This is a genomic window from Microvirga ossetica (assembly GCF_002741015.1).
In the GTDB taxonomy this organism is placed as follows: domain Bacteria; phylum Pseudomonadota; class Alphaproteobacteria; order Rhizobiales; family Beijerinckiaceae; genus Microvirga; species Microvirga ossetica.
Map to the genome: position 1 here is coordinate 1,072,859 of NZ_CP016617.1, position 12,869 is coordinate 1,085,727.

14 protein-coding genes and 1 pseudogene are annotated in these 12,869 nt (G+C 57.2%); 9 read left to right on the forward strand and 6 right to left on the reverse strand.

Going from position 1 to position 12,869, the window contains the following annotated elements; translation table 11 throughout:
- Positions 1-36: 36 nt before the first annotated feature.
- On the forward strand, positions 37-1,524 hold the full coding sequence (istA, locus tag BB934_RS33140) for an IS21 family transposase (protein ID WP_157933989.1): 1,488 nt from the start codon (positions 37-39) through the stop codon (positions 1,522-1,524).
- Positions 1,521-2,288 carry an IS21-like element helper ATPase IstB gene (gene istB, locus BB934_RS33145; protein WP_099508287.1) on the forward strand — a complete coding sequence of 256 codons (768 nt, stop codon included), beginning with the start codon at positions 1,521-1,523 and terminating at the stop codon, positions 2,286-2,288. The genes istA and istB overlap by 4 nt, the downstream gene beginning before the upstream one ends.
- Before the next feature lie 128 nt (positions 2,289-2,416).
- On the opposite strand, the pseudogene BB934_RS33150 reads toward istB, so the two are convergent.
- Positions 2,417-2,862, reverse strand: a pseudogene (locus BB934_RS33150) (IS5 family transposase); the annotation flags it as partial.
- A gap of 85 nt (positions 2,863-2,947) precedes the next feature.
- Complete coding sequence (locus tag BB934_RS33155) at positions 2,948-3,226, reverse strand: hypothetical protein (protein ID WP_099514065.1); 279 nt, start codon at positions 3,224-3,226, stop codon at positions 2,948-2,950.
- Positions 3,227-4,017: 791 nt separating this feature from the next.
- Here BB934_RS33155 and BB934_RS33165 point away from each other — a divergent pair.
- Positions 4,018-4,560 carry a recombinase family protein gene (locus BB934_RS33165; RefSeq protein ID WP_099514067.1) on the forward strand — a complete coding sequence of 181 codons (543 nt, stop codon included), beginning with the start codon at positions 4,018-4,020 and terminating at the stop codon, positions 4,558-4,560.
- 173 nt (positions 4,561-4,733) lie between these two features.
- Here the strand turns inward: BB934_RS33165 and BB934_RS47675 are convergent, their stop codons facing one another.
- Positions 4,734-5,201 (reverse strand): hypothetical protein, encoded by a 468-nt coding sequence (locus BB934_RS47675; RefSeq protein ID WP_157934467.1) that lies wholly within the window; start codon positions 5,199-5,201, stop codon positions 4,734-4,736.
- Between the two features lie 680 nt (positions 5,202-5,881).
- On the opposite strand from BB934_RS47675, the gene BB934_RS33170 reads away from it, so the two are divergent.
- Positions 5,882-6,271 carry a hypothetical protein gene (locus BB934_RS33170; RefSeq protein ID WP_099514068.1) on the forward strand — a complete coding sequence of 130 codons (390 nt, stop codon included), beginning with the start codon at positions 5,882-5,884 and terminating at the stop codon, positions 6,269-6,271.
- A 749-nt stretch (positions 6,272-7,020) separates the two neighbouring features.
- Here BB934_RS33170 and BB934_RS33175 read toward each other — a convergent pair.
- Positions 7,021-7,602, reverse strand: a complete 582-nt coding sequence (locus tag BB934_RS33175; protein ID WP_099514069.1) for a PRC-barrel domain-containing protein — start codon at positions 7,600-7,602, stop codon at positions 7,021-7,023.
- Positions 7,603-8,162: 560 nt separating this feature from the next.
- Here BB934_RS33175 and BB934_RS33180 point away from each other — a divergent pair.
- From BB934_RS33180 to BB934_RS33205, 5 genes are all read left to right on the forward strand, one after another.
- Complete coding sequence (locus BB934_RS33180) at positions 8,163-8,828, forward strand: hypothetical protein (protein WP_099514070.1); 666 nt, start codon at positions 8,163-8,165, stop codon at positions 8,826-8,828.
- Positions 8,825-8,977 carry a hypothetical protein gene (locus BB934_RS47680; protein WP_157934468.1) on the forward strand — a complete coding sequence of 51 codons (153 nt, stop codon included), beginning with the start codon at positions 8,825-8,827 and terminating at the stop codon, positions 8,975-8,977. Before BB934_RS33180 ends, BB934_RS47680 begins: the two co-directional genes overlap by 4 nt.
- Before the next feature lie 337 nt (positions 8,978-9,314).
- Complete coding sequence (locus tag BB934_RS33190; protein WP_099514072.1) at positions 9,315-9,965, forward strand: SOS response-associated peptidase; 651 nt, start codon at positions 9,315-9,317, stop codon at positions 9,963-9,965.
- A gap of 119 nt (positions 9,966-10,084) precedes the next feature.
- The gene (locus BB934_RS33195; protein WP_099514073.1) at positions 10,085-10,264 is read left to right on the forward strand and encodes a helix-turn-helix domain-containing protein; all 180 of its coding nucleotides are present in this window, start codon (positions 10,085-10,087) and stop codon (positions 10,262-10,264) included.
- 967 nt (positions 10,265-11,231) lie between these two features.
- Positions 11,232-11,738, forward strand: a complete 507-nt coding sequence (locus tag BB934_RS33205; RefSeq protein WP_099514318.1) for a Ros/MucR family transcriptional regulator — start codon at positions 11,232-11,234, stop codon at positions 11,736-11,738.
- Between the two features lie 47 nt (positions 11,739-11,785).
- On the opposite strand, the gene BB934_RS47685 is transcribed toward BB934_RS33205, so the two are convergent.
- Together BB934_RS47685 and BB934_RS33210 are read right to left on the reverse strand one after the other, a co-directional pair.
- A complete protein-coding gene (locus BB934_RS47685) occupies positions 11,786-11,941 on the reverse strand; it encodes a hypothetical protein (RefSeq protein WP_157934469.1) in 156 nt (51 codons plus the stop codon).
- A gap of 88 nt (positions 11,942-12,029) precedes the next feature.
- Positions 12,030-12,410, reverse strand: coding sequence for a hypothetical protein (locus tag BB934_RS33210; protein WP_099514075.1), 381 nt, complete (start codon positions 12,408-12,410; stop codon positions 12,030-12,032).
- Between the last annotated feature and the right edge of the window lie 459 nt (positions 12,411-12,869).

The window sequence follows — 12,869 nt, forward strand, 5'->3', positions numbered from 1 at the left end:
TCTGCCGGTTGCAGGGAGGGCTGGGGGATTTTCACCGTGGAACTTTACCGGAAGGTTCGGCTGGCGTGCTCTGAAGGCATGAGCCAGCGCGAGGCGGCGAAGCATTTCAACATATCGCGCGACAGCGTTCGCAAGATGATGGCCTATGCGGAGCCGCCCGGCTATCGGCGTCATGCTCCTGTCCGGCGCCCGAAGCTGGAAACGTTCGTCCCGATCATCGATGCCTGGCTGGAGGGCGATCGGTCGGTTCACCGCAAGCAACGCCATACGGCGAAGCGGGTGTTTGACCGGCTCCGGGAGGAGCATGGGTTCACCGGCGGCTATACGACGATCAAAGACTACATCCGCGAGCGCGAGCGGCGATGCCAGGAGATGTTTGTGCCGCTGTCGCACCCACCCGGCCATGCGCAGGCCGACTTCGGGGAGGCGGTGGTCGTGATCGGCGGGGTGGAGCAGAAAGCGCATTTCTTCGTGCTTGATCTTCCGCACAGCGATGCGTGTTTCGTCCGGGCCTATCCCGCGGCTGTGTCTGAGGCCTGGGTGGACGGCCACATCCAGGCCTTTGCCTTCTTCGGTGCGGTGCCGCAGTCGGTGCTCTATGACAATGACCGCTGCCTGGTGGCAAAGATCCTGCCGGACGGGACGCGCAAGCGGGCGGCGTTGTTCAGTGGTTTCCTGTCGCACTACGTGATCCGGGATCGCTACGGTCGTCCGGGCAAGGGGAACGACAAAGGGAATGTGGAGGGCCTCGTCGGTTATTCCCGTCGCAACTTCATGGTGCCAATCCCGAACTTCCCGAGCTGGGAGACCTTCAACACCTGGCTGGAGGGGCAATGTCGCAAGCGGCAGGATGACAAGCTGCGGGGGCCGGCCGAGACGATCGGCCAGCGCCTGCAGCGGGATACCGCGGCCATGCGTCCCCTGCCGGCCTCGCCATTTGAGGCCTGCGATCAGGCCAGCGGGCGCGTCTCATCGCAGTCGCTCGTGCGCTACAAGACCAACGACTACTCGGTGCCCGTGGCCTGGGGCCATCAGGATGTCTGGATCCGGGGCTATGTCGACGAGGTGGTGATCGGCTGCCGCAGCGAGGTCATTGCGCGCCATCCCCGCAGCTACGAGCGGGAAGAGGTGATCTTTAATCCGCTACATTACCTCCCGTTGATCGAGAACAAGATCAACGCACTCGATCAGGCCGCTCCTTTGCAGGGATGGGACCTGCCCGAGGAGTTCGCGACCTTGCGCGGCTTGATGGAAGTCCGCATGAACAAGCAGGGCCGGCGCGAATATGTGCAGGTGCTGCGGCTGCTGGAACTCTTCAATCTCCCGGATCTCCATGCTGCGGTGAAGCAGGCCCTGCAGATGGGGGCGATCGGCTTCGATGCGGTCAAGCATCTGGTCCTGTGCCGGGTGGAGCGCAGACCGCCGCGGCTGGACCTCGATGTTTACCCCTATCTGCCGAAAGCCAGGGTCGAGAAGACATCGGCGGCGGCCTATATGTGCCTGATCTCGGAGGATGCCGCATGAGCGCTGAAGCTCCCGAGATTTTGCTCGCCCACCACCTCAAGGCGCTCAAACTGCCCACATTCCTGCGCGAGCACCAGAAGCTGGCCCGCCAATGCGCCACCGAGGGGCTTGACCATGTCCGCTTCTTGGCCCGGCTCGTGGAGATGGAGCTGATCGACCGCGAGCGGCGGATGGTCGAGCGGCGCATCAAGACCGCGAAGTTCCCGGCCGTCAAAAGCCTCGACAGCTTCGACTTCGCCGCCATCCCGAGACTGAACAAGATGCAGGTCCTAGAGCTGGCGCGTGGCGAGTGGATCGAGCGGCGCGAGAATGTCATTGCCCTCGGCCCCTCCGGCACCGGCAAGACCCATATCGCCCTGGGGCTCGGGCTGGCCGCCTGCCAAAGGGGACTGTCCGTCGGCTTCACCACAGCCTCTGCCCTGGTCAGCGAGATGATGGAGGCCCGTGACGAGCGCCGCCTGCTTCGTCTCCAGAGGCAGATGGCCGGATACAAGCTGCTGATCATCGACGAACTGGGCTTCGTGCCCCTCTCGAAGACCGGGGCGGAGCTGCTGTTCGAGCTGATCTCGCGACGCTACGAACGCGGCGCCACCCTCATAACCAGCAATCTGCCCTTTGACGAATGGACCGAGACCCTTGGCTCAGAACGCCTTACGGGCGCACTTCTCGACCGACTGACCCACCATGTCAGCATCCTCGAGATGAACGGCGAGAGCTACCGTCTTGCTCATAGCCGATCGCGCAAACGGCAAACATCGTCCTGAAATCAACCCGATGACAATTGGCCCAGGGGGCCAATGCGCCATGGCACGCGCCAGCTATGTGGTCAGCGCGCCCGCCACTGGCCCAGTTTTGCGCCGCCCCGTGGTCGACTTTTGAACCGCCGTTGACAACCGGGTGCAAGGCGAAACGCGATGGCGCGTCCGAGCCCGTCGGCGATCACGCAAGCCTTGGTGCCATAGCCGCCACGAGACCGACCAAGCGCTTCACGATGGTCTCGTTGAGCTTGAGAGCCCCTTTTCGACGAGCCCCGGCGGCCTTCTGATGCGCGCGCACGCTGGTGCCGTCGAGGAAGGTCATCCCGAGCTGGATGCCGCACTTCTGTACCAGGTTGAGCAGGCGCTCCCAGACACCCAGACGGGCCCAGCGGATGAAGGTCTGAGCGGCGCGCCACCACGGCCCCAATTCAGCCGGCACGGCGCGCCACTTGGCGCCGTTCTCATGGCGCCAGAGAATGGCCTCGAACGTCCGACGCAGATCCTGTGGCGGTGTCTTGCCCTTGGGACGGCATTGCTCCACCAGTGGCTCCAGCATGGCCCATTGTGCTTCCGTTAGCATGGCTCCTCCTCAGACAGGACGAGCAAAACGCCTCCAGGTGCAAAGGGTTCAAGTCATAACAGGCCGTAAGGCAATCACAACGGATTTAGAAGATATCCCAGTGGGGCGACGTTCCAGTCACAAGCTCGTAAACACCTCTAACAACGTCAACATGTGCTTCGAGGCGCTCTTCACGGGTCGTGGCCTGCTGGAGAGTATAATCATGATTATAAAATAGTTGATCGAAGGCATCGACCGGCGGTGGATCAGCGGAAGTCCCCGTGACCTTTCCGTCCTCAACCCCTGCTGAATAATCGAGGCCACCGTAGAGGCCGTAATAGATCCCGTTATCACCGATGTGGAAGTATTTCGGATCGGGAAGCATGGCCGTCCCTCCTTCAGTTTCCCTTTAAGAGACCTCATGCTTGCCCCGATTTGTGTCGAATAAGGGGCTATAGGCAACCTAGCCATAAGGGAATGGATGGTCGCTCAGCGCCCTCTTTGGCGGCATAGGGAGTTCCTTAAACGTCTCGCCCATGACGGCGCTCTTGATGGCCCCTCGGGTCACGCCATAGTCGCGAGCAAACCTGCTGAACTCCCGCTCACCTGTCGCATACCGCCAACGAGCCTCAAGAACCTGCTCAGTAGTGAGTTTGCGTTGGGACGACGACACGACGAATCTCCATGAGAACGAATAGGGAACATGTCATAGGTTAGGAAGGTTCGTCGATGGGGTGTTGGGAAGCCTGTGAAGAGCGGGGATGAAGGGCTTCAGAAAAATGCTGAAAAACCGTGCTCCCCTATACGTCTATGGCTGCGAGGCGTTGTCCCCCCTGACCCATGCCCTGCTCTCCTATTGGCATAGTCGCAGAACACCAGCAGCACCCAACGCAGCTCAAAAGAAAAGAACCTGAAGAGGGTCAATCCCCAGGCTCTTCCCTGTCAGCATCTTGGAGGTCAAGGAATGGGAGGGCACCCACCCTCAAACCTAGGATGTTCCCTATCTTAACTACCGTCCAATCACGGTCTCGCTACTACCCTGTGTGTCTACGATGGGTGCACCCACGGTAAACGTCTACTGCCACGCTCAAAAGTGTTCACTATGGATTGACAAATGGATTTAATGAACAAACAAGCCATAAGTCTAGAACCAAAGTGAACAGAACGAGAGACGCAATGAGCAGCATCGGTTACGCCAGAGTTTCCACCGCAGGACAGGACACTGCTTCCCAAGTCGCGCGACTCAAGGCTGCTGGCTGCGATATCGTCAGAGAAGAGAAGGCGTCAGGTAAGAGCAGGGACGGACGCTCTGAACTTGAGACAATCCTCTCCTTTGTTCGTCCAGGTGACACGCTCGTTGTGGTGAAACTGGATAGGCTTGGAAGGTCCACGCGGGACGTTCTCAACCTTGTTCATGAACTGGATCAGAAGGGTGCTGCCCTGAGGGTCTTGGAGCCTGAGATTTCCACGGCTGGACCCATGGGCAAGGTGATGTTGACCGTGCTTGGCATGGTTGCTGAGATGGAGCTTGGATTCATCAAGGAACGTCAGAAGGCCGGAATTGAGAAGGCGAAGGCTGAGGGGGTCTACAAGGGAAGACCTATCACGCTGGATCACTCCAAGGTCAAAGCTCTTCATGCCGAGGGCATTGGAGCTACAGCCATTGCGAAGCAGATGGGTTGTTCAAGGGGCGCTGTCTACAAGGTGCTGAACCAGTGAGGAGCAGTCATCCTAAATCAAGGATGTTGGGCAGCAACACACACCTGGGGCCGGAAAAGGGGCTGAGAAGATGGCGAGGGTGATCACCTAAGGTGATGAAGAGGAAGGTTTGGGAGGAAAGTTGAAACCACCTCTCAAACCTTATTCAGCCGTGATGGTCGCCCTTCGCTGCGTCAGAGCAGCAGGTCAATGACCGGGGTGATTTGCCCATGACCGCTCAACGTTTCAGTTATTACCCCACCACTGTCCGTCCATGTGAAGCGCCCTGATACAAGAACGAAGCCAGCCTCCGGATCCAATAAGAGACTCCGACCTGTTGAAACCCATTCGGTCACTTCATCCTCATTTTCAGTGGTGTGGAATGAACCTGTGATGTTGACCGTGACTGTTTCACCCGTGTCTAAGTTGGTGAAGGTCGCTTCTCCACCAGGAGACGTGATAATTTGCCGATCTCCTGGTAGGTCGATCGTTTTCGACTTTCCCGAGACTGAAAGCGTGTAGTTAAAGTCTAGCTCAGGATAGTCCTCTCCATAGAGATCCTCGAGCAGACCTGAAATATTTAAAGGATTTTGCGGATTATCCGGACTAGGTTCCACCGTTACCGGCGGGTTTCCGTTAGGCTCATGTGGTTCTTTGGGCATAGCTTCTCGCTCCGCTGTTAAGCAGGTGGACAAACCTCGGAACACTTTAAAGGGGGCTCTTAACAGGTACTTGACCAGTTACTGACAGAAGCTAGTGAAATCTAAGCAACCCAGCTTTCAAAGTACTACACTAGGTTCTACGTGTCGATGTGTTCCGCACTTCGTCGTACCTAGGTTGCTCTGATCAGTGGGCATCGTGATCCAAGGATGCTGAGCCGGTACACTCACCTGAGACCGGAAAAGGTTGCTGAGAAATCGGCGAAGGCAACCCTTGGCTAATCCCAAAACAAGAGAGCCTGATGGGAGATCCGCCAGGCTCTTGAGTTTATCAGAGGGAACCTATGAAGTTCATGAGGCCAACGGCCAAGCCTCCTGCAAGTTCCTTCTTGGTTCACAGATCGGCAAGATACTTTGCTACCAGCAGCGCCAGCACAATGAGAGCCAAGGCTCCAATTGCAGGAAGTCCCTCGGCATGAGCGTCCAGTAGCTTCCGGATACGTACTGAGAGGCGAGGCAACCTCATTCTTGTTCAACCGTTAAGAACGAGCGGTATGAGAACCAATGCAGAACTTACTTATAGCTCGATGCTGCCTGTGAATTGGCCCTTAAGCTACTGATTTAGGCATCAGAAAGCCGTCGCTTCAGGCTAGACTTGCAAAGTCCGGTGGGGGTCTAAGACCATGCCTGATTTTGAAATGACCATCCAAGTCGCTCAAGACAGGAAGGTAACGGCAATAGAGATTGCGCCTCTCGGGCAATCACCACAGCGGCTCATCCTGGCGCTTGATGAACTTGATAAGCTGATTGGCGAACTTGGCAATGCAAGAAGCGCGATGGTGCAGGGGCAATCACCCCCTGACTTCGAGAGCGAGGAAGTTTCCATCAGCACCGTCGCCAACACCAAGTGGCATCTCCGGGCGTTTCCTCCCGCAGGTGCCTTGCTTGCGTTCGATCATCCGAAGTTTGGGCCGGTTGGGTTTACCCTGCCAAGAGACCAGATCGCTCAGATCGTTAGCTTCCTGACAGACCGGTTTATCCTTCAGCCAACACAGTCGACAGAGAAACATTAGGCTTAGATGATCCAAAGCCAGCACATTTGCCGGAGGCTAGCATAGGTAGCTCAGGCGAAGGCGACCACTTGAAGACTCTAGTGCGGTAACGCATGCCTCTGTAATTGTCTTGGCAACCATTCAGGCAGACGCTTCCCGGCCTCAGTGAGAGGTTCAGAGGCAACCCCCTTTACAGTATCGCCCCGCGTCCGCTCAGGGTTCGATCCGTTACCAGTTAGGGCAGTTGCGCACAGATAGTCAGCGCGACACTTGCTGCTGTGAAGGCTGTCGCTGCAAGTCCATGCTCAATCGAGAAATGACGCGCAACAGCGAAATGAAAAAGCTGCTTGACCACGGATCTGCCCCGGCAATCGAGTTTATAATAGTATAATTGACCAAGAGCTAACCCAGCGGCTCCCGAAGTCAACGGACGTAACGAGGGTTTCGAGCAGGACTGCCTTGCGCAGCCCGTTATCCTATCTGGGTGTGTCTTTCTTGCCGCTCCCCTTCGTCAGACCCATGGCATTACAGCCTGGACCGTACCCGCACCCCATCCGATCCCTCTAGCCGTCTGTGAGCACCACCCTGTACAAACCAAAGAGCCCTAGGAAGTCGCGACCTGAGGCTCCCACTCGGTCAGGAGTTGCTGCCTAGCTATGCCAAAGGGAGTTAAGACCGCCAAGCACAGAAATTAACGCTATTCTTGTGCTTCCGGTTCGCTAAATCCCTAAGAACTTGAAGATTAATCAAGGGGCGGCTCCCGCAGGACGCTAGATCGGACCTCTTGGATCGTCGCGCCAATAGTCCCTCAACTCCTTTTCGCGCTTGCGGTCAGGCCAGACCAGATCGTCACCTTCGTACCCATAGAACGATGGTGCGTCTCGGACCTGCTCCTCGGTAATCTCTGTACGATAGCCCTCAAGCGCCTTGTCATAAGAGAGCTTGCCCCAAGGGACCGTGCGGTGGTGAACCCCGATGCCAAGAAAGCCGCCAAACGTCACGTCAACATAGAGGACTCGACCACTCACCTTCTCGATTAGCAGCCGCTTGATGGTCCCAATCTGCCGACCCTGCTGATTGAACACCGCCGTGCCTTCCACCCGATCACTCTCAATGACTGGATGAAATATGGCTATGTTATCGCTTGCCTCCCATACAAGGAAGCCATTCTCTAATATCCCGGCTGCAACGAAGGCTCGACCAACTCCAAATGTCCACCGCTCGGTTGGGCCAACCTCTTTTACGAATTTCCAAGGTCCACTGTCGGCTGGAAGCTTTTCGTCTGTAGCACCGTCAGTGAAGCCGTAGAGGTTGGGGTTCGCGTCAGACTGGAAGACGTAGCAGGTTCTCATAGGTGCCTCTTAAGTTGATAAGACGCACACCCATTGTCTCAGTCATTCATGACCAAAATAGAAACAGAAGAATAGGAAGCTTTGGCCTAATGATGGGATATTGCCCTAGATCAAAGCCAAAAATTACCTAAGAGCACCAATAAATAGCTCGCTCTACTGCCATACTAGTACACTAACCATTCCCGCAGTACTTATCTTAGCCTGACTTTCAGCACTCATATAACACGGCGTCAGCTAAGCCCTAAGCGCCCAAATGATACTCTGGCTCAGTCCAAAGCTGATCTGATGGGCTTTCGATCAACCGCATAACTATGTGTTTGAGTATTAGCCCTATGACTAACCCCTGAATTATCCGCTATTATTTCATATTAGTTATGACTTCATCCAGAATGCAAGGGCTCAGCAATTTCCTCACGGATAATTAGCACTTCTGAAGTAATTCCGATCCTTAGGCACAAGCTTAATCTTCATAACAGCTATATTTTCTATATTGACCTCAGCCCACTTGCTGTGATTATTGGCTTTCCTGTCTGTTCGGGTATGGACACAGGAAATAGAAAATGAATTACACTTGCATTGCGTCGGGATATTCTTCTCCGGCATCAACGAAGTTCGGCCGATATTGCCGACCGCACGTTGCCCAACTCAGACGACATGGAGCTATCGGTCAAACCGGGATCACCAAGGCCGAACTAAAGGCCTACGGCCGCATCGTCAGCGCACGTCTGGAAAAGAATAGGGACAAGCCTCTTCTGACCCAACTTGAAGCCCGTTGGGGAGTAGTCCAAACCTATGCCGCGACTGTCCGTGACGAGGCACGGTCCAAGCCTATAGTTCGCTACAGGCGTGAGGCCGCCGTTGAGACGCTGAGGATCGGTAAGAACGTCAACGCAAGGGATGTGATTGAGACAGTCCTGGCGATGTACGTCATGCAGGATCAAGAGCCGCGACGGTTCAAGAGTGATCAGGCTTTCAAGACACAGTTGGTTCGTAGAGTCCGAGGACTAACCAGGCTCAACGCTGACGCATGGACTGACGCCAAGACCGGGAAAAGGAAGCTTGTTTATCGTGACCTGAGTCAACGCACCGTGATTATCATGGGCGGATGGATCGCTGAGGCTCTTGGTCCCGCAGGGATCATGTTCGCTCGACTTGAGCGCAAGGATCATGAGAAGGAACAGCAGGCGTTGCTCGCGTTCCGTCAGACCTTGGATGACATTGAATGACCCTCCTCGCCATCGAACCAGATGTACCGCAGGAGGGCGAGAGCGATAGGTTCTTCGATCCGTGGCGTGTCCCACGCTCAGAAGGAGCAAAGACCCTTATCAGCAAGATCATCGGCAACGTCAAAGTTTATGAGGAGTGGCAGTCTTGATGGCCAGGCTCTCGCCCTGCTTAAGTCCATACGCCGTAGTGCTGCCCGCGCTGCTCACCTCAGCCCCCGCTATCCAGAGAATTGTGGTTAACCAAACGTTAACCCCTCCCGGCTGTAGTCACTTAATTCCTAGCCTCCGGCTACTACTCTTTGGGGGTAGATGCCTGCCGGCCACCACAATTCCCAAGCTGTGGTTTCTGAGACATGGGCTCCACGGTTTGGTCAGCATCCGTGACGTGAAGGCTGCCGTGGAGATCCGGGGATACCAGAAACTTGAGGAAGCCCGCAGCCGCTACGGCTAAGATCCGAGCCCTGGAATCAGGACGGAGCTCCTCGCGTGTGCAATCTCTACAGCGTCCACACTACCCAGGCGATGATCCGGCGAGCCTTCAACATCGCCCGGGACAATGCCGGCAATCTGCCTCCCTTGCCCGGGATCTTCCCTGACCAGATGGCGCCCGTGGTGAGGATCCACGATGGCGAGCGTGAACTGCTGCAGATGCGGTGGGGCTTCCCACCGCCGCCGAACGTCGGCAACCATCCGGTCACCAACGTCCGCAACGTCGCCTCCCCGTTCTGGCGGGCCTGGCTCAAGCCGCAATACCGCTGCCTCGTGCCCCTGACGTCCTTCAGCGAGTACAAGGACACCAAGCCGCGCAAGACGCCCATCTGGTTCGCCCTGTCGAAGGAGAGGCCCTTGGCTGCCTTCGCCGGGATCTGGCGGCCTTGGACAGGTGTGCGCGGCACCAAGGCCGATCCGGTCGAGGGTGAGCACCTGCTCTACTCGTTCCTGACGTCAGAGCCGAACGGGATCGTCGGGCCAATCCACCCCAAGGCCATGCCGGTAATCCTGACGACCCCTGAGGAATACGAGACCTGGCTGACAGCGCCGACCGAGGAGGCCCTGAAGCTGCAGCGCCCGCTGCCTGACGATATGCTTGAGATCGTGGCAGAGGGGCAAAGGTCGGATCAGCCAGAGGCGGCATAGGATTCGGAGGCCTCGCGCTCGCTTCCCTGTGAACATCGGGGAAAAATCCCCCGCCATCTTGGCTTTCTGGCTTATAGGCAGATTGTTCCTGTTTCGTTCCTCACGAGTCGAGCGGGTACATGCGGCGGACTACCAAACTGACGGTGGAGCAGGTCTTGGAGGCTAGGCTGCGCTATGCGGCCGGCGAGCGGGAGTTCCAGAAGCTCGCTCGAGAGTACCGAGTCGGGCGCTCTACCATCACCAAAGCTGTCCTCGGCTACACTTTCAAGGAACTGCCCATGCCGCCGAGGAGGCTCTGATGCCGCTTAAGTGGAAATCTTGTGAACAGAGTGGGGATAGGAGCTTTAAGGGCGGCCAGGGCCTCCACGGCTTTTGCGTCTATCGGCCAGGGGACGTCTGGATCAGCAGCCGCTGCAGATACTTTTAGTCGTTCTTCTCAGCTTCTCGTCGCGAGTGCGCTCCAGAGCCTCCGACTTCTTGCGTTGGGTCTCAGCCATGGCGGCCCCATCCTCGTGGCTAAAGGGCTTAGCGGTAACGGAGCCAGAAGCAGACCCCTTTGCCGCCTGTCCTTGGGCCTGTGCAGCGTGGGAAGCAAGGGAGAGAGCAAGGACAGTGACGGCGGTGACGATGCGCATTAAACTGCTCGCTAGGAGGGACCTGATACCCAAGCCTAGCACGTCTATGTGCGCAGCACGGACGTCTATTCCGCAGTTGATCGCTCACTTAAGGGTGATGGTTCATATTCCCGGGTTAGTCTCAGCCACTCCGCAACGCCCAACATGAAAAGGGCCCACGCGAACATTGTGGACCCTTAAACTTTGGAGCGGGCGGGCGGTGCTGCCCCGCCGCCGTGCAAGGTCGACCCTTGCCGTTGCCTGCTTCACCCGCAATGCATCGAGGATAGTCAGCATTCGACACCAAACAACTGAACTCGTGGGCTACCCCAACATTCCGCGACTTTAATTTTTTGCCGGGCAAAGTATCGCCGCATCCACTCAATAGGATCGAAGGATAGCTTTGGGAATTGCAATTGGCGTCGGTGTTGGGGCTGCTCTTGGTGCGGCTCTGGACATATCGCAATCGGCATTGCGCTAAGTATCGCCCTGGGGGCCAGCGTGGACCATGTCTCCGAACGCTGGTAAGCCCTTCTACTCCTCAGCGTCGGCACACTTGGCCGGGGAGTTCCTGCTACGCCTCGAGGAGCTTGACCCGAAACGGCACCTGTACGATCTAACGCACGACAATTTCCCATGTATTGGACGAGTTATGGACCAGCCTGAACAGCAGTTAGACTTTGCCAGCATTACGGCAGACATCGTTTCATCTTACGTTGCGAATAACTCGGTCCATCGCGCCGACCTTCCGAACGTGATCGCAGCCGTGCATGCGGCGCTCCAAGGCATAGTCGCTCCCAAGTCGGCGGAACCTGAGAAGCCACAGCCTGCGGTTTCGATCCGCAAGTCCGTCACCCCTGATTTCCTGATTAGTCTTGAGGACGGGAAGAAGTACAAGTCCCTCAAGCGCCATCTCAGAGGGTTGGGGCTGACCCCGGAGCAGTACCGGGCGAAGTGGGAGCTCCCAATCGATTATCCGATGATTGCGCCGAACTATGCTGCGAAGCGCTCGGAACTCGCCAAGAGCATAGGCCTTGGCCATCTGAGAAGAAAAGCGGCGCCAAAGGCAGCTGTCATTGCGGACGAGAAAGTCGCGACGCCTGTTGAGGGCGCAAAGCCGAAGCGCGGTAGACCTGCCAAGAGCAAGACAATCGAGTAGGACCGGAATGCCTCGGGACGGCGTAGCATGAACGCCGTCCCAGCCGCCTAGCTCAGGCGCGGTTTTCCTAACTCACCATTTAAGGCCTGCAGCCTTACCCTGTTTGCTTCGGCCATTGGCAGAGTTCGGGCGATGCAAACTCCGTCGACAAAGACCGCATAGGTCTGTCTCGCCTCGTTGTCGAGCTTGATCGAGATGTTCATGGGAGCGTCCCTTCCAGGACTGACATCGTTGCTGGATAACGCAATCTGGCTCGCTCAGTTCTCAGAGGCCTACCGCCACGCGAACTCCTTATTCGACAGCGATCGCTTTGAGCGCCCGTCTGACGGCAACCTTGGCGGCTTCAACGTGTCCTGCAGCCAGCAGTTCATCAACGATCCTGAGAGCCATCACGGCATCAGGTCGCTGGCCCGCATCTGATGTTATTGCGGTCGCGCCGGCAGCCCCCATAGCGCCAGCAAGGTCGTCGCTCTGGCCCATAAGGTAGGCCGGATTGCACTTGAGCACGGTTGCGAGGCTCGAAAGGGCATCTTCTCCTGGAACTTGGGAGCGCCCCGTGATGATGTCCTGAATGAACCCCGCTTCGAAGCCCGCTTCTAGGGAAGCCCGGCGCCACGAGATCTTGAGCGCAGTCACGCGTTCTCCGATGCGCTCTTTCAGGATCGCGTTCACGCTTAGCTCCTTCGGGTGAAGACGTGACCAAAAGCCAAAAGGCGGGAAGGCGGTACATCCGCACTCTCCCCGCCTACCTTTTGGCTACCATCATCTTAGGCCGGGTATGGTTAATAGTGCGCTAACTCAGCGGCCGTTGACGCTCTCCAGTATATCGACCTTCGCCGGGTCCGACTCCGTCTCGTGGGCTTCGTCGAGCAGGTTGATCGTCTGCATCGCGCGGATGCTGTACTCCCCCAGATCGCCTGACGCGTCTTAATCGCCTCCAACCACTAAATCCAATTTGGCGGCGGCGCTGAGCCCGAGAAGCAGAGACGCAACGTCGTGCGCTTGGATGAGCCCGCCCGTTTGGCTCATTCTGACGGCCTCGCCAATGCTCACCAGGTGAACGTCAATTGTCTCCGCAGGGTCTGGCCTCTGTGCCCCATCCGGCCGTGCGTTCATCGCCAGAACGACATG